This window comes from Desulfosudis oleivorans Hxd3 (genome assembly GCF_000018405.1).
Classification (GTDB): Bacteria; Desulfobacterota; Desulfobacteria; order Desulfobacterales; family Desulfosudaceae; genus Desulfosudis; species Desulfosudis oleivorans.
This window is the reverse complement of record NC_009943.1, coordinates 1,733,331-1,749,061: the sequence shown is the minus strand read 5'-3', so window position 1 is coordinate 1,749,061 and position 15,731 is coordinate 1,733,331. Positions and strand designations below refer to the sequence as shown.

At 57.9% G+C, this 15,731-nt stretch carries 12 protein-coding genes; 3 read left to right on the top strand and 9 right to left on the bottom strand.

Annotation, left to right across the window (positions count from 1 at the left end):
- Window positions 1–24: 24 nt before the first annotated feature.
- From grxC to DOLE_RS07515, 5 genes are all read right to left on the bottom strand, one after another.
- The gene (gene grxC / locus DOLE_RS07535) at window positions 25–285 is read right to left on the bottom strand and encodes a glutaredoxin 3 (RefSeq protein WP_012174884.1); all 261 of its coding nucleotides are present in this window, start codon (window positions 283–285) and stop codon (window positions 25–27) included.
- The gene (locus DOLE_RS07530) at window positions 282–1,217 is read right to left on the bottom strand and encodes a glutamate--cysteine ligase GCS2 (RefSeq protein WP_012174883.1); all 936 of its coding nucleotides are present in this window, start codon (window positions 1,215–1,217) and stop codon (window positions 282–284) included. Before DOLE_RS07530 ends, grxC begins: the two co-directional genes overlap by 4 nt.
- Window positions 1,218–1,466: 249 nt before the next feature.
- The gene (gene asnB, locus DOLE_RS07525) at window positions 1,467–3,359 is read right to left on the bottom strand and encodes an asparagine synthase (glutamine-hydrolyzing) (protein ID WP_012174882.1); all 1,893 of its coding nucleotides are present in this window, start codon (window positions 3,357–3,359) and stop codon (window positions 1,467–1,469) included.
- A 185-nt stretch (window positions 3,360–3,544) separates the two neighbouring features.
- The gene (gene cooS / locus DOLE_RS07520; RefSeq protein ID WP_012174881.1) at window positions 3,545–5,515 is read right to left on the bottom strand and encodes an anaerobic carbon-monoxide dehydrogenase catalytic subunit; all 1,971 of its coding nucleotides are present in this window, start codon (window positions 5,513–5,515) and stop codon (window positions 3,545–3,547) included.
- Window positions 5,516–5,932: 417 nt separating this feature from the next.
- Window positions 5,933–6,433, bottom strand: a complete 501-nt coding sequence (locus DOLE_RS07515) for a peptidylprolyl isomerase (protein WP_012174880.1) — start codon at window positions 6,431–6,433, stop codon at window positions 5,933–5,935.
- Window positions 6,434–6,739: 306 nt separating this feature from the next.
- Between DOLE_RS07515 and DOLE_RS07510 the strand changes: the two genes are divergently transcribed.
- Both DOLE_RS07510 and DOLE_RS07505 read left to right on the top strand, forming a co-directional pair.
- Window positions 6,740–7,804, top strand: coding sequence for a phosphotransferase family protein (locus tag DOLE_RS07510; protein ID WP_012174879.1), 1,065 nt, complete (start codon window positions 6,740–6,742; stop codon window positions 7,802–7,804).
- A gap of 34 nt (window positions 7,805–7,838) precedes the next feature.
- Entirely contained in the window at window positions 7,839–8,351 is a 513-nt protein-coding gene (locus DOLE_RS07505; protein WP_012174878.1) for an acyl-CoA thioesterase, read from the top strand.
- A 64-nt stretch (window positions 8,352–8,415) separates the two neighbouring features.
- Here the strand turns inward: DOLE_RS07505 and DOLE_RS07500 are convergent, their stop codons facing one another.
- Genes DOLE_RS07500 through DOLE_RS07485 form a run of 4 tightly spaced genes read right to left on the bottom strand, consistent with a single transcriptional unit; the run spans window position 8,416 to window position 11,886 of the window.
- Window positions 8,416–8,613, bottom strand: coding sequence for a YgaP family membrane protein (locus DOLE_RS07500; protein ID WP_012174877.1), 198 nt, complete (start codon window positions 8,611–8,613; stop codon window positions 8,416–8,418).
- Between the two features lie 14 nt (window positions 8,614–8,627).
- Window positions 8,628–9,401 carry a crotonase/enoyl-CoA hydratase family protein gene (locus DOLE_RS07495; RefSeq protein WP_012174876.1) on the bottom strand — a complete coding sequence of 258 codons (774 nt, stop codon included), beginning with the start codon at window positions 9,399–9,401 and terminating at the stop codon, window positions 8,628–8,630.
- Window positions 9,402–9,437: 36 nt separating this feature from the next.
- A complete protein-coding gene (locus DOLE_RS07490; protein ID WP_012174875.1) occupies window positions 9,438–11,345 on the bottom strand; it encodes an oxidoreductase in 1,908 nt (635 codons plus the stop codon).
- A gap of 55 nt (window positions 11,346–11,400) precedes the next feature.
- Window positions 11,401–11,886, bottom strand: coding sequence for a MarR family winged helix-turn-helix transcriptional regulator (locus DOLE_RS07485; RefSeq protein ID WP_167320861.1), 486 nt, complete (start codon window positions 11,884–11,886; stop codon window positions 11,401–11,403).
- 259 nt (window positions 11,887–12,145) lie between these two features.
- Here DOLE_RS07485 and nifJ point away from each other — a divergent pair, with 259 nt between their 5' ends.
- Window positions 12,146–15,679: a pyruvate:ferredoxin (flavodoxin) oxidoreductase gene (gene nifJ / locus DOLE_RS07480; protein ID WP_012174873.1), complete on the top strand. Its 3,534-nt coding sequence runs from the start codon at window positions 12,146–12,148 to the stop codon at window positions 15,677–15,679.
- The last annotated feature ends 52 nt before the right edge of the window (window positions 15,680–15,731 follow it).

Here is a 15,731-nt window from a genome sequence, read left to right as displayed (position 1 = left end):
CGATTCAGATCAGTCGATCAATTTTTATAGTCCCAGCAGCGCGTCGAGTTTTTTCTCCTTTTCCAAGGCGTAAAGCTCATCACACCCGCCCACGTGAACCTCGCCGATAAAAATCTGGGGCACGGTGGTGCGTCCCCCGCTGCGTTTCACGGCTTCATCCACATAGGCCGGGGTATGGTCCACCCGGAACTCGGTATAGGAAACCTTTTTCCTGTCCAGCAGGGCCTTGGCCCGAATACAGAAAGGACAGGTGCCTGTTGTGTAAATTTCAATCGCCTTGATCATGTCAAACCTCCTTGTGATTCCACTTCGTCGATAAACCTTTGCCACTTTCCCTTGAACAGATCACCGGGCACGACGTCCAGGGTGCGCAACTCCAGGGTGGGGGCACTCATGTTGAGCCGCACATCGGTAAAAATGGTTGTCATGTGGTACAAAAACGATTCAAAGGCCGGGTTCCGGGTCTGCCAGTAGGGAATCTCGGCGCCCAGCACCACCGCGTCCATGCCCACCCGCACGATATCCCGGGCCAGGTCGGCAGCGGATGTATCCCCGCCGGGCCGCAGGTAGGGCATGCCGCACCGGGTGGGATCGGTGTTGTCCCAGATATCCCGGCGCTCCGGTCCCATGCGAAAATCCGGGCTTCGGCCCAGTCGGTCCATCAGGCCGAACAGGGTCGGCATCTCGTCAATACTTAAAAGCAAGGCGTGCAGATGAATGGAGGCCGTGCCCTTCATCATCTCGTGGCCCCGGGTGCCGCTTTTTGCCAGCCTTTTGTGAAGATTGACATACCGTTCGCTGGTCAGGCAGAGCGGCCCTTCCCCCCGACCCGGCATATAGGGCTCCGGTGTGTAGTCCACACCACACTCCCACCGAATGGCATCATTGATGGTGTCAATCTCTTTTAAAGTGGCATCAAATTCTTCATCGGCACCGGGCAGAAGGGGCATGCTATGGTACTCGATCTGGCCGCCGGGCTCAAAGGTGACATGCATGCCGTGGTTGTTCTTCAGGTACTTGCCATCATGAACAAACCCCATCTCGGCAAGACACCCGTGCATCTTTTTCACGCAGTCCGACGTGGGCGGCTCTTTTGCCAGAAACTCGTATTCAAACCCGTAAGTGCGTACAGCACCGGGCGCAAGCTTTTCAACAATGCGGACCAGAAGCTGTTCGGCATAGTCCTCGATAAGGTTTTGCCGCGGGTACTGAACCATAGTGTTCTCTTCCTTCTCCTGCTCTTTCTCTTTCTCTTACTCTTACTCTTACTCGTGCTCGTGCTCGTGCCCGTGCCCGTGCCCGTGACCGTGCTCGCAATCGTGACCGTGCTCGTAATCACATACCAGTATCAGTTGGATTTCGATCAAGGGCAAGAGTACGAGCACGAGCATGATTTTTTAATACGTCCCACACGGGATATTTTACCCCCTCGAACCCTTGAATCCTTGAATCCTTGGACCCTTTCATTATTTTTCCATAAACCGATCATACCACAATGTAAACACAATCACCGCAAACACCCGGTCCGCCTCGGACACCAGGGTGTGAGGCCCGATGTTGTCGCTGGTGATATTTTCCACAAGCCTTTTAAATATGGCGGGATCGACAATCCCCTGACGGGCTACCATATCGCCACGGACCACTTCCTGAATCGGCTCCGGAAGCCGGTCCGGCTCGGACAGCCAAGGGGCCAGGGGAATGGTAAAGGGCTTCTTTTTGCGAAAGGCGGTTTGTCTGTCCAGCACACCGAACCGTTCAAAGGCCTGGCGGCACACCACCTTTTCCATGCCGGCGAAAGTATCCAGTTTCAGGTGAACAGGCAGCCGGGCCGCGAATTCGGCCAGCCGGTAATCCAGAAACGGGGTACGGGTCTCAAGCGAATGGCGCATGGAGAGTTTGTCCAGCCGCAGGATCACGTAGTCGGGTAGCCGGGCCCGGCATTCAAAGGCAATGGCCGTGTTCACCGGGTGACCGGCCGGATCGACCGTCGGCAGAGCATCCGCGGGGAAAGCCGTATCCAGACCGCCCCGGCCCAGCAGCTGTTCAAGAAACGGAGCGTCAAACAGCAGTTCGCTCTGAATATACCGTTTTGCCGGATCCCCGTGCCGAACGGCCAGGTAGGGCAACAGTTCAGGATACGTCGCTGCCAGTTCTTTCTGGTCGGCCGGCAAAAGCGTGGGATAGGCATGGGCCGCGGCCTCGACAAGAAACTTGCGGTACCCGGCAAATATCTCGTCTGCCCCCTCCCCCGTCACCACCACCTTGAGGTGGCTTCCGGCCAGTTCACACACCTGGTCGGTGGGCAGAACGGTTCCCAGTGAAACAGGCTCCTCAAGCGACTCAACAATGCCGGGGAGCCGCTCCAGCATAAGCCTGTCGCAGGACTGGACGATATGGTCACACCCGGCAAACCGCCCGCTGTTTGCCGCCAGAAAGGCGTTTACGTCTGCCAGCTCATTATATGCCTGTTCCTCAAAAGCGATGGTAAACAGACGGGCCGGGCCGCGCAGGGCCACTGCCTGTGAAGCCACGGCCGACGAGTCAATGCCCCCGCTGACAAGGGCGCCCACCTCCACGTCGGAACGAAGCCGAATGCGCACGGCGTCGGAAAAAAGATCATAAAAGGTTTCCTGGGCCGCTTCAGGGGTCATGGCCGGCTCGGGCCGGTCCGGCTGGTAGTTCCAGTACCGATGAATCTCATGTTTGCCGGTGCGCAGGTCGTAAATCAGAAAGCTTGCCGGCGGCAGGCGCAGCACCCCCTCAAAAAGGGTCTGCTCTCCCGGCACATAGCGGTAGGTGAAAAAGGTAGCCAGCCGGGCCTCGTTAAGCCTTGCCGGCCGGCCGCTTCCGGCCAGCAGGGGTTTGATCTCCGAGGCAAAGACGAAGGTGCCTTTATGGGTCGTGTAATACAGGGGCTTGATGCCGAACCGGTCCCGAAAGAGCACCACCCGATGATTTACCGGATCATAAATGGCCCCGCCGTACATGCCGTTCAGATCGTTTACAAAATCGAGCCCCTTTTTTCGATAGGTATGCAGGGCGGTTTCAATATCCCCTTTGGAGACAAAAGACTGGCCGGCCAGTTCCCGGCGCAGCTCCAAATAGTTGTAGACCTGCCCGTTGCACACGATGGCAGCGCCATCTTCGGGACAGACAATAGGCTGCATACCGGTTTCAAGATCAAGGATGGAAAGCCGCGCCAGCCCCAGGCCGATCCGCCGATCTTCGGGGCCATCAAACACCTGCTCCCGCCGGTCATCCGGACCCCGGTGACGTTGCAGTTGTCCCATCCGTTCCAGGCGGGCCAGCACCTGGTTTTCGGCCAGTGATCGGGTTATGATGCCGCTGATGCCGCACATTATCTACATTCAATAAATTCGATGGGTTGAATAAAAAATGATTCTAACACAGACCGACTGCGGAGGCACGGGGATTTGTATAAAAAAATGGGGCGGGCTCGAAAGCCCGCCCCGAGTTACAGATTCCCGTCCGGTTAGGAGGGGGAGGAGGGGAGTCCGGAGCATGGAATCTGCGACTCACATCGTTAGGCCGTTTCAATTGCCCGGCGATCCGCCATGTCCACAAGGATCCGTTCCCGGGTTTTGTCGATGCCAAGCTGCTGGCGCTTTTTGTCAATATGGGCGATCATCATGCGCGCCATTTCATAGGGGTCAACGGCAAACCCCCATTTTCCCATTCCCTTTTCTTCAAGTTCCTCAAAGAGCAGCTTCTGGAACCGGGTTCCGTCTACAACGGGAAACGTCACACCAAATACTGTATAGACGCCGGATGCCACAAAATAATGACCGATGGAGATGGCTTTTTCGCTCATCCACTCCGGCGCGGCGCCTGCCGCCGGAAGATCGGCAATGGACTCTCCAAGGCCGCCGGTTTTCACCATTTCAGCCGCGGCAATCAAAATGCGGCTGTTGTCCACGCAGGAGCCCAGGCCCAGCACCGGCGGCATGCCTACGGCCTCGCACACTTCCTGCAACCCCGGTCCGGCAAGGACCGCTGCTTCAGGCGTTGTCAGGCCCGCCTTGGCCAGCGCAATCTGGGAACATCCGGTCTGAAGCACCAGCACGTCATTTTTGATCAGCTCCTTGACCAGCTCCACATGGACCCAGTCCTGCCTGACTCTTGGATTGGTGCATCCCACGACCCCGGCTACGCCTCGTATTCTACCATTAATTATGTTTTCATTCAAGGGGGTAAATCCGGACCGGAAGCTTCCGCCCAGCATGTAATTGATATATTCGTAAGAAAATCCGTGCACTCCCTTGTTGATGATCTGTGGAATTTCAATGGCGGCGGTCCTGTTTTTAAACCGCGAAATGGCCTTGATAACGATTTCATCCGTACAGTCAAGGGGTTTATGTTCATTAAAATCAATATGAACCGCGCCCTCTATGTGGCACCTTGTATTGGTGGTAAACAGCGGCGTATTATAGCAGTCCGCCACCTTGGCAAGCCCCTGCTTGATGCACTGCACATCCACGCACATGGCATCCACGGCGCCGGTCACCAGCACCGCTTCGGTGGACATGAAGTTGCCGGCATGGGGAATGCCGTGTCGCACCAGCATCTCGGCGCCGGAACAGCACATACCCACCAGATTGATACCGTCGGCGCCGGCTGCCTTGGCCGCCTCCACCAGCACCGGCGCGTTGACCGACACCAGCATGGACTCAAACAGGTTGGGCTCATGGCCATGAACAATGATGTTGACCATATTTTCTTTTAGCACCCCCATGTTCACTTCCACCTGAACCGGCGAAGGTGTGCCAAAGAGAATGTCTGAAATCTCGGTAGCCACCAGGGATCCACCCCACCCGTCTGCCAGGGCGGTGCGGCTGATCTGGCGGGTGATGTTCTCATACTGCTGATCCACCCCCATGTGGGTCCGGTGCATCAGTTCCATGATCTCCCGCATGGCGCCCCGGGGAACAATACCCTGTTTTCGCCATGTTTCAAGGGTTTTAGGCGGTACCCGTTTGGCAAAAGGTATCTCTCCTTCTATCTGGGTATAGGTTTTTTCCAGTTCATTATATAAATCCATTGCGATATCAGAAACTTCCCTGCTATCGGTTTCAATACCCACAGACTGAGCCACTTCCATCAGTTTCTTGACATCCTTGATGCCATACTCCTTAATATGGCCGTTTACCACCTCCCGGAACAGGTCCAGCATTGACATACCATGATCTGTGTGGGCCGCCGCACCCGAAGCCACCATTCTCGCGAAATTACGGGACATGATTGTATCAATGTCGGCACCGCACACCCCCACTTTCCCGTACGGGTCCTTTGAATTGAGCCTGCAGGGACCCATGGAGCAGTGCTTGCAGCAGGCTGAATCCGCCCCGATGGGACATGGTTTCATGGAAGCGGCACGGTCAAAGGCGGTCTCAACGCCGTCCCGCTGGGCCTTGTCCAGCATCTGACGTGTGGCTTCGCATATGGTTACGCTTCGGGTATCAAGTTTTTTTATTTCACTGGTATCGATTTTCGCCATATCTTCCTCCTTCGTGGATGAGTTGTTAACTTTTAAAACAATACATCCAAAAAGCGTGCCAAAATATACCACATTGTGGGGTTATCGGTTCTGAACGCCGCATTCGAATGAGTTTCCTCCCAAAATGGTTTGATTAATATACAACAGCTTGTTTTAAAAAACAATAAAAATTTTATGATCCCTCTCTTTTTCGGAACGGCCTTGTGCAATCCGGAATTTCGGTAGAACTGACGAGTAGAAAAGTGCCCCGAATAAGGACGGCAGAACAGGTGTGTTTCATTTTAAAAATCGGAAAAAGGAACAATCGTGGGAAAAGGTGGGCCAACATTATGGATCAAAAAAACCGGCACCAGGATTCGAGACTATCCTGGTGCCGGCAGACAAGCACCCCTTCAGTCGGGGATTGAATAAACAGCGCTACGCTTCAATCACCTCGGCCTTGTTGATCACCACCGGGGTCTGGGGCACGTCATCATGCATGCCCTTTCTGCCGGTGGCCACGCCCTTGATCTTGTTGACCACACCATGGCCCTTGACCACCTTGCCAAAGACCGCGTATCCCCACCCCTGGGGATTTTTGGCGGTGTGGTTGAGAAAATCATTTTTCTTCACATTGATAAAAAACTGGGCCGTGGCACTGTTCGGATCCGGTGTGCGGGCCATGGCCACGGCATAGGCGTCATTTTTCAATCCATTGTCCGCCTCGTTTTCAATGGGCGGGCCGGTGGGCTTTTCCTTCATGTCCACATCCATACCGCCGCCCTGAATCATGAATCCGTCGATAACCCGGTGAAAAATGGTTCCATCATAATGCCCTGACCTGACATATGAAACAAAGTTGGCCGTGGTTTTCGGCGCCTTATCCTCAAAAAGCTCCAGTTCGATCTCTCCCATGCTGGTATCCAGTCTGACGTTCATCGGTGTCTCCTTGTTTTCCGGTTGAAATAATGCGCACTCTTTTCGCCCATGCACAAAACAGCCTTCTTTTTGCCCTTAATCAGAAAAAAAAGCAAGGCCATTGCAACCTGCGGGGACAGACCGCCGGCCCCTGGCCGATTCGCGTCCTGCGCCTTGCATCTGCGGCCAAATCAACGCGTGAAATATCCGGGCTAAGAGGATTGCAAAACCGGGGGGATGGAGTTATATAAGCGTAAAAACAAAAAAACCGCCGGGCATCAGCCATGGCCGGCAACAAAACATCCATTCAGGCAAAAAGGATCAGTCATGACAACTGGCGACGCGCCCACCCGGGTTCGGACAGGAGAAGAGATCGACACCCGGAAACTGATGGACTTTCTGAAGGATCAGGGCTTTGAAACCGGCCGGGAGATGGAGGTCCGGCAGTTTCAGGGCGGTTTTTCCAACCTCACCTACCTGGTCCGCATGGCCGGACGGGACTATATTCTGCGGCGGCCCCCGTTCGGGAAAAAGGCAAAGTCGGCCCATGACATGGGACGGGAGTATGCCATTCTAAAGGCCCTGCGGCCCCACTTTCCCTACTGCCCCGAACCCCTGGTCTATACCGAGGACCCGTCGGTCATGGGATGCCCCTTTTACGTGATGGAACGGATCGACGGTATCATCCTGCGAAAAGAGCTGCCCGAAGGGCTGACCATGGCCCCTGAACAGTTCAACACCCTGTGCCGTCGGCTGGTGGAGGTGCATCACGAGCTGCACGCCCTTGACTACACGGCCATCGGCCTGGAAAACTTCGGCAAGCCTCAAGGATACGTCCAGCGGCAGGTCACGGGCTGGTGCGGCCGGTACCGGGACGCCCGGACCCCGGATGCGCCGGATTTTGAAACGGTCATGGCATGGCTGACGGACCACATGCCGCCGGACGACAAAACACCGGCCCTGATACACAATGACTTCAAACTGGACAACGTGGTGCTGGACAGAAACGATCCCAGCAAAATCATCGGGGTCCTGGATTGGGAAATGGCCACCATCGGCGACCCCCGCATGGACCTGGGCAACTCCATGGCCTACTGGGTCCAGGCCGATGATCCCGAAGAGGACCAGCTGCGGCGGATGATGCCCACCGACCATCCCGGGGCACTGACCCGAAAAGAGATCGTGGACTATTACCGGCAGCTTTCCGGCAGGGACATGAGCGGGTTTGATTACTACTACTGCTTCGGCCTGTTCCGCCTGGCCGTCATCGCCCAGCAGATCTATTACCGATTCTACCACGGCCAGACGAAAAACGAGGTGTTCGGCCTGCTCATCTCCGCGGTCCAGATCCTGGAGCGGGACGCCCTGCGCGTCATACAGAACTCAAAATAGACCCGGGCGCAACAACACAGCAAAGGACACCCGCATGAACGGAAAAACCGTCCGCCAGACCCACTGCACCATGGCCAGCGTGATGGAGCCCGCCGACGCCAACCCCGCCGGCCTGGTCCATGGCGGGGTGGTGATGAAATTGATCGACAATGCCGCCGGCGTTGTGGCGGTGCGCCATTCCCAGACCGTGTGCGTCACCGCGTCCATTGACCGGCTTGATTTTCACAATCCCGTTTTTATCGGCAACCTGCTGGTGGTCAAGGCCGGCCTCAACCTGGTGGGCAAAAGCTCCATGGAGGTGGGGGTGCGGGTGGAGTGCGAAGATGTTCTCACCGGAAAGGTCACGCACACGGCTTCCGCCTACCTGACCTTTGTGGCCCTGGGGCCCGATTTTAAACCGGTCACAGAGCCTCTCCCCTCACTGGTCCTGGAAACCGACGACGAGAAACGGCGCAACCGTGAGGCCCTGCGGCGGCGCGAGGTGCGGCTGGCGGAAAAGACACGGGAAAAGGCGTGCCAGACCAATGCCGGGCAGTGTGAAATATGACCGGATGATATTAGTCGAAATCACATGAGGGGCATGTTGGACCATGCCCCTCCATCAGTTGGTGCTACTTTTTGACCGTACTGATGCCCAGCGGTGCGTAAAGCGGGCAATATCCCGTCACCGCGGTCATCAGGAAGGTGCCGCTGAAGATCAGCAGCAGTGCCCAGTATCCGGGCAGCCGGCCCGTCAGAAACAGCGCAATGATAAGAATGCCCAGTATGGCCCGAACGATCCTGTCGATGGTTCCTTCGTTTACCTGCATGACTGCCTCCTCGGTTAAGCGTTGAACGTCCCATGGCGCCCGGCCCCTTTGGCAAAGCGCCCTGCCCCGGCCACGGTCTCACCGCTTTTGATGGTGGCCAGCCCGTGGGCAAACTCGTTTTTCATGGCATCGGAAAAACTCAAGTTGATTTGTTCATAGGCAGACCGCCGGTCGCTGCGCAGGCACGCCTGGGGAAAGGCGGCAATCTGTTCCGCCAGCCTGGTTGCCTCGGCAACCGCGCTGCCGTCGGCCACCACCCGGTTGGCCAGCCCCATCTCGCGGGCTTCGGCGGCCCCCACCGGCCGGCCGGTGAGAATCATGTCAAGAGCCCGGGAAAGGCCGATCAGCCGAGGCAGCCGCACCGTGCCGCCGTCAATCAGCGGTACGCCCCAGCGCCGGCAGAAGACGCCGAACACCGCGCTCTTTTCGGCCACCCGCAGGTCGCACATCAATGCCAGCTCAAGCCCACCGGCCACGGCATAACCGGCCACCGCCGCGATCACCGGTTTTGAAAAGACCATGCGCGACGGACCCATGGGGCCGTCGCCCCCGGGTTCGATCCGATTGACATCCCGGCCCACTGATGCAACGGCCTTAAGATCGGCGCCGGCGCAAAAATTCCCCCCCGCGCCGGACAGCACCGCCACCCGGGCATCCCCATCCGCCTCAAATGCCTGAAACGCGGCGGAAAGGGCATCGGCCGTGGGCCGGTTCACCGCGTTGCACACCTCGGGCCGGTTGATGACAATCAGCGTCACCGGCCCCTGCTTCTCCGTTATCACCCGCATGACACCCCCCTCGAGGGTCAGGACTCCGGAATTTTCCTACACGTTCCGCGCAGCTTCGTACCCTTCATGCACCGCAAACACGATCTTTCTGGGCTGGCGGGCGTCACCGATGGGAATCACCTCGTAACCGGACAGGGACTCCAGCAGGTCCGTATTCGGCCGGGAGCCGATGGCCACCACCACGGTGTCTGCCTCAATGAGCTGCTCCTCGCCCTCCACTTCGCCCACCACGCCCTTGCCGGTGATCTCTTTAACCTTGAACCGGTTGGTCTGCTGAATGCCCAGCTCGCCCAAGGTCTTCATCACCACCCACTTGGTGCCGGGACCGATATTATGCCCCATCTTGTCGAGCATCTCAAGCTGGGTCACGGCTTTGCCGTCATGGGCCAGGTGCATGCACACGTCGCACCCGGTGCCGCCGCCGCCGATCACGGCCACCTTGTTGCCGGCCACCGGTTCACCGGCCATCACCTGCCAGGCGTGCATCACATTGGGTCCATCAATTCCTTTTATTGGCGGATCCGCGGGAACGGCCCCGGCCGCGTAAATCACCACGTCCGGCTTGATGGCCCCCACGGTATCCACGGTTGCTTCGGAATTCAGCCGGACATCCACGCCCAGCTCTTTGAGCATGGCGTCAAAATACTCTCCAACCAGGGCAAACTCGCCGAAATTGGGGGTCTGGGCCGCCAGGTTAAGCTGCCCCCCCAGCTTGCCGGCCTTTTCCAGCAGCACTACGTCATGACCCCGCAGGGCTGCCACTCGGGCCGCCTCACACCCACCGGGGCCGCCGCCGACCACCAGCACCCGCCTCTTTTGATCCGCCTTCTGAAGCGCTCCCAGGGCCTCCTCCCGGCAGGCCTCGGCATTGATGGCGCAGGCCACGGGCTTGCCTTCAAACAGGCTGTCCATGCAGTTCATGCAGGCAATACAGCGCCGGATAAGGTCGGGCCGGCCCTGCTTGATCCGATTGGGCAGGTCCGGATCGCACACCAGGGGACGGGCCATGCTGACCATGTCCGCCTTTCCGGACGCCAGGATATCTTCGGCCAGTTCCGCGCTGTTGATGCGGTTGGAGGCCGCCACCGGCGCGTGGTCCAGGGCGCTTTTTATGCCCTCGGACATCCAGACAAACCCGCCCCTGGGCACGTTCATGGTGATCATGGGCTCCTTGGACTCGTGCCACCCGGCGGTTACATTAAAGGCGTCGGCACCGGCCGTCTCCCAGATGCGGGCAAACTGCTTCATGTCGTCAATGGTGTTGCCCCCGGGAATCAGTTCGTCGCCCACCATGCGGACAAAGATGGGATAATCATCACCCACACGGCTTCGTATGGACTGAAGGATCTCGGTGCCGAACCGGGCCCGGTTTTCCAGGGACCCACCGTACTGATCGGTGCGCAGGTTGGTGGCCGGGCTCATGAACTGGCTGATCAGGTATCCGGCGCTGGCGATTATTTCCACGCAGTCGTAACCCGCCTCTTTTGACCGCCGGGCCGCTTCGCCGAATGCCGTCACGATCTCTTTTATCTCTTCCACGGTCAGGGCATGGGGCTTGCCCTTGGAAAAAATGGGGGGTTCCACGTCTGACGCGCTTACCGCCTGACGGCCGGTGAGAAAGGTCATCTCGTACCGGCCCGGATGCCAGAGCTGAATGCTGGCCTTTGTGTCATACCGGTGAATGGCGTCAACCACCCGCTTGTGGCCGGGAATAAACCGGTCATCGGAAATATCAAGGCCCATCACCATGCCGGCCACCACCGGGCTGATGCCCACGGTGACCAGGCCGGCGCCCCCTTTGGCCCGGCGTTCGTAGTAGGCAACAGCGGCATCGTTGACCTCGCCCATGGCCACGTTGACCGTTAATGCCGGCATGATGATCCGGTTGGGCAGGGTCATGGATTTGATGGTGATCGGTTCTAACAGATGTTTGAATGATGACATGGCAAACCTCGTTTTTATATGGGTTGATAATCGTTTACACAGGCAGTCCTGTGAATCATCTTTTGCTGTTCGGCTGCCCGGCCACCGGCACGGCGTCCTCGGCCGCGATCAGCGACATCAGGGCCTGTTTGAATACACCCTGCTGGTGCCGGGGAAAAACCTTTAAAATCTCTTCATTGGCATGAAGCCGGAGTGCCCGGAGCTCTGCCTTCATGCCCAGGCTCTTGTCGGTCAGGCAGATGCGAATGGCCCGCCGGTCATCCGGGTCGGGCTGGCGAAATACAAAGCCGGCCCGCTCCAGCCGGTCCACCAGGCCGGTAAGGGTGGCGGAATCAAACCGCAGCAGTTCGCCGATCACCTTGGGGGACATGCGGTCCGACAGCCACAGGCATTCGATGATCAGGTACTGGGCCGGGGTCAGGCCGTAAGGTTCCAGGGCGATACGAAGATGTTTCTGGGCGGTCTGGGCGGCCCTGGACAAAAGGAAACAGACACAGGAACGGGGGTCATCCGCGTCATCGAGCACATGGCTGTTTTTCATATTTTTATCTCGCATACGAGATATCTATATGCCAGAGACTTTCTCCTGTCAATCAAATTTTTTATTCTCCGCCAGCCATCGACCATGGTTGTGCCATTACCAAAGAATCACGCGCATAAAAAAATCCGAAACCCAAAAATATCTGTTTACACATTCCGCTTTTTAGGCTAAGGTTGCCAACTGTCCAAAAAATATGGAAAATTCGAGGCAAAAGCATTTTTTAACCAACAACACCGCCGCTTTTCACAAGGAGTAGCACATGGGAAAAATGAAAACAGTCGACGGTAATACCGCTGCTGCCCACGTGGCATATGCCATGAGTGACGTTGCAGCCATCTACCCCATCACCCCCTCCTCACCTATCGGTGAAATTGCCGACGAATGGGCTGCCAACGGCAGAAAAAATATTTTCGGCAACCCCCTTCTGGTCAGGCAACTCGAGTCTGAGGCCGGGGCCTCGGCATCGGTCCACGGCGCTCTGGCCGCCGGCGCCCTCACCTCCACCTTTACCGCCTCCCAGGGACTGCTGCTGATGATCCCCAACATGTACAAGATGGTGGGGGAGCTGCTGCCCGGCGTGCTGCACGTCACGGCCCGGTCCATTGCCGGTCATGCCCTCTCCATTTTCGGCGATCACCAGGATGTGATGGCGGTGCGCCAGACCGGCTGCTGCATGATCGCATCGGCATCGGTCCAGGAAGCCATGGACCTGGGCCTGGTGGCCCATCTGGCCGCCATCGAAACCAGCCTTCCCTTTGTCCATTTCTTTGACGGGTTCCGCACCTCCCACGAAATTCAGAAAATCGAGATGATCGATTACGCGGACATGGCCAAGCTGGTCAACCTTGACGCGGTCAAGGCGTTCCGCCGGCGGGCCGCCAACCCGGAACGGCCCGAACTTCGCGGCACGGCCCAGAACCCGGACATCTATTTCCAGGCCATTGAAGCCTCCAACCCCTATTACAACCGGGCTCCCGAGACGATCACCGCCTACATGAAAAAGGTGAGCAAGCTCACCGGCCGCAAATATAAGCCCTTTGACTATACCGGCGCGCCGGACGCAAAACATATCGTCATCTCCATGGGATCCTCCTGCGAGACCATCGAGGAGACCATCAAATACCTGAAGGCCAAGGGCGAAAAAATCGGCCTGGTCAAGGTGCGCATGTACCGGCCCTTCTCTCCCAAGCACCTGTTTGCCGTCATTCCCGACACGGTCAAACGCATCACGGTTCTGGACCGCACCAAGGAGCGCGGCGCCCTGGGCGACCCCCTCTATACGGATATATGCACCGCTTACATGGAACGCCGGGAGACGCCCCTGATCCTGGGCGGCCGCTACGGCCTGAGTTCCAAGGAGTTCACGCCGAGCATGGTCAAGGCCGTGTTTGACAACATGAAAAAGAAAGCGCCCAAAAACCATTTTACCGTGGGTATCACCGATGACGTGACCCATACCTCCCTGGAGATCACCGAAACCCTGGACACCGCGCCCAGGGGCACCATCCAGTGCAAGTTCTGGGGGCTGGGGGCCGACGGCACCGTGGGCGCCAACAAAAGCGCCATCAAGATCATCGGGGACCACACCGACATGTATGCCCAGGCCTATTTCGCCTACGACTCCAAGAAGTCGGGCGGGGTTACCATGAGCCACCTGCGGTTCGGTAAAAAGCCCATTCAGTCCACCTACCTGATCGATTCGGCGGACTACATCGCCTGCCACAAGGCCAGCTACGTCCATATTTACGACCTGCTGGAGGGCATCAAGACCGGCGGCACCTTTCTGCTCAACTCGGACTGGACCGCCGAGCAGATGGCGGCCGAACTGCCCGCGGCCATGCGGCGCACCATTGCCCGCAAAAAGCTCAAATTTTACAACATCGACGCCGTGAAAATCGCCGGAGAGGTGGGCCTGGGCGGCCGCATCAACATGATCATGCAGACCGCCTTCTTCAAGCTGGCCAACGTGATTCCGGTAAAAGACGCCATTGCCTATCTCAAGGAACAGATCAAGGAGATGTTCGGCAAAAAAGGCGACAACATCGTAAAGATGAACTGTGACGCCGTGGACAAGACGCTGGAAAACATTGTCGAGATCAAGTACCCGGCATCCTGGGCCGACGCGGACATTCCCGCGGCTTCCGACGAAGGGCTGCCAGCGTTTGTCACCAGGGTGATGCGGCCCATGCTGGCCCAGCAGGGCGACAAGCTGCCGGTAAGCGCCTTTTCGCCTGACGGCATTTTCCCGGTGGGCACCACCCAGTATGAAAAACGGGGCATTGCCATCAAGGTGCCCCAGTGGGTTCCCGAAAACTGCATTCAGTGCAACCAGTGCGCCCTGGTCTGCCCCCATGCGGCCATCCGGCCGGCACTGCTCACCGAGAAAGAGCTAAAAAAGGCCCCGGAGGCCTTTACCACGATTGAGGCAAAGGGCAAGGGACTTGAAGGATATGCCTTTCGCATTCAGGTCAACACCCTGGACTGCATGGGGTGCGGCAGTTGCGCCGCCGTATGCCCGGCCAAAACGCCGGCCCTGGTAATGCAGCCCCTGGCCACCCAGACCGACACCGAAGTGGAAAACCACAAATACGCCCTGACCCTGCCCATTCGGGACGACCTGCTGGACCGGGAGAGCCTCAAGGGCAGCCAGTTCGCCCAGCCCCTGCTGGAGTTCTCCGGTGCCTGCGCCGGATGCGGGGAAACCCCTTATGCCAAGCTGCTGACCCAACTGTTCGGCGAACGCATGGTCATCGGCAACGCCACGGGCTGCACCTCCATCTGGGGCGGTTCCGCGCCCTCCATTCCTTACTGCACCAACAGGGACGGGTTCGGTCCCACCTGGGGCAACTCCCTGTTTGAAGACCCGGCTGAATTTACCTACGGCATGTTTCTGGGACACACCCAGCAGCGAGCCCAGCTGGCCGACCTGATGCGCCAGGCCCTGGAAACCGGGGTGGACAGCGACCTGGCAGCGGCCATGACCGGGTGGCTGGAAAACATGAAGGACGCCAAGGGCTCCCGCCGTTACGGGGACCAGCTCAAGGCCCTGCTGCCAAAACACGCCAAGAAGCCGCTGCTGGCAAAAATCCTGGAAGGCGCAACACTCTTTACCAAAAAGTCCTACTGGGTCTTTCTTGGAGACGGCGCGGCCTATGATATCGCCTTTGGGGGCGTGGACCACGTGCTGGCCAGCGGTGAAGACATCAATATCATGGTTTATGATACCGAGGTCTACTCCAACACCGGTGGACAGTCTTCAAAAGCCACCCCTACCGGCTCTATCGCCAAGTTCGCGGCCTCAGGAAAAAAGACCGCCAAAAAGGACCTGGGCGCCATGGCCATGAGCTACGGCTACGTTTACGTGGCCAGCATCGGCATGGGCGCCAACAAACAGCAAACCCTCAAGGCCATGCTGGAGGCCGAAGCCTATGACGGCCCGTCGCTGATCATGTGCTATGCGCCCTGCATCAACCACGGTATTAAAAAGGGCATGGGCAGAAGCCAGGAAGAGACCAAGCTGGCCGTGGAATCCGGCTACTGGCCCTTGTATCGGTACAACCCCGTGCTCAAGGCCGAGGGCAAAAATCCCTTTATCCTGGACGCCAAGGCGCCCAACGGCACATTGCGGGAATTTCTGGCCGGTGAAGTGCGGTATGCGGCCCTTGAAAAGACCTTTCCCGAAGAGGCGAAAAAACTCACCGCCAAGCTGGAGGCCGAATACAACGAGCGGTACGAACGGCTTCGCCAGATGGCCCAGGGATGCGCGGTCGAAGACGCAACCGATAAAAAATAAACCCGTTGCGGTGAACAGTCCGTCAATCAATGCGCCGGTATGGAACTCATAC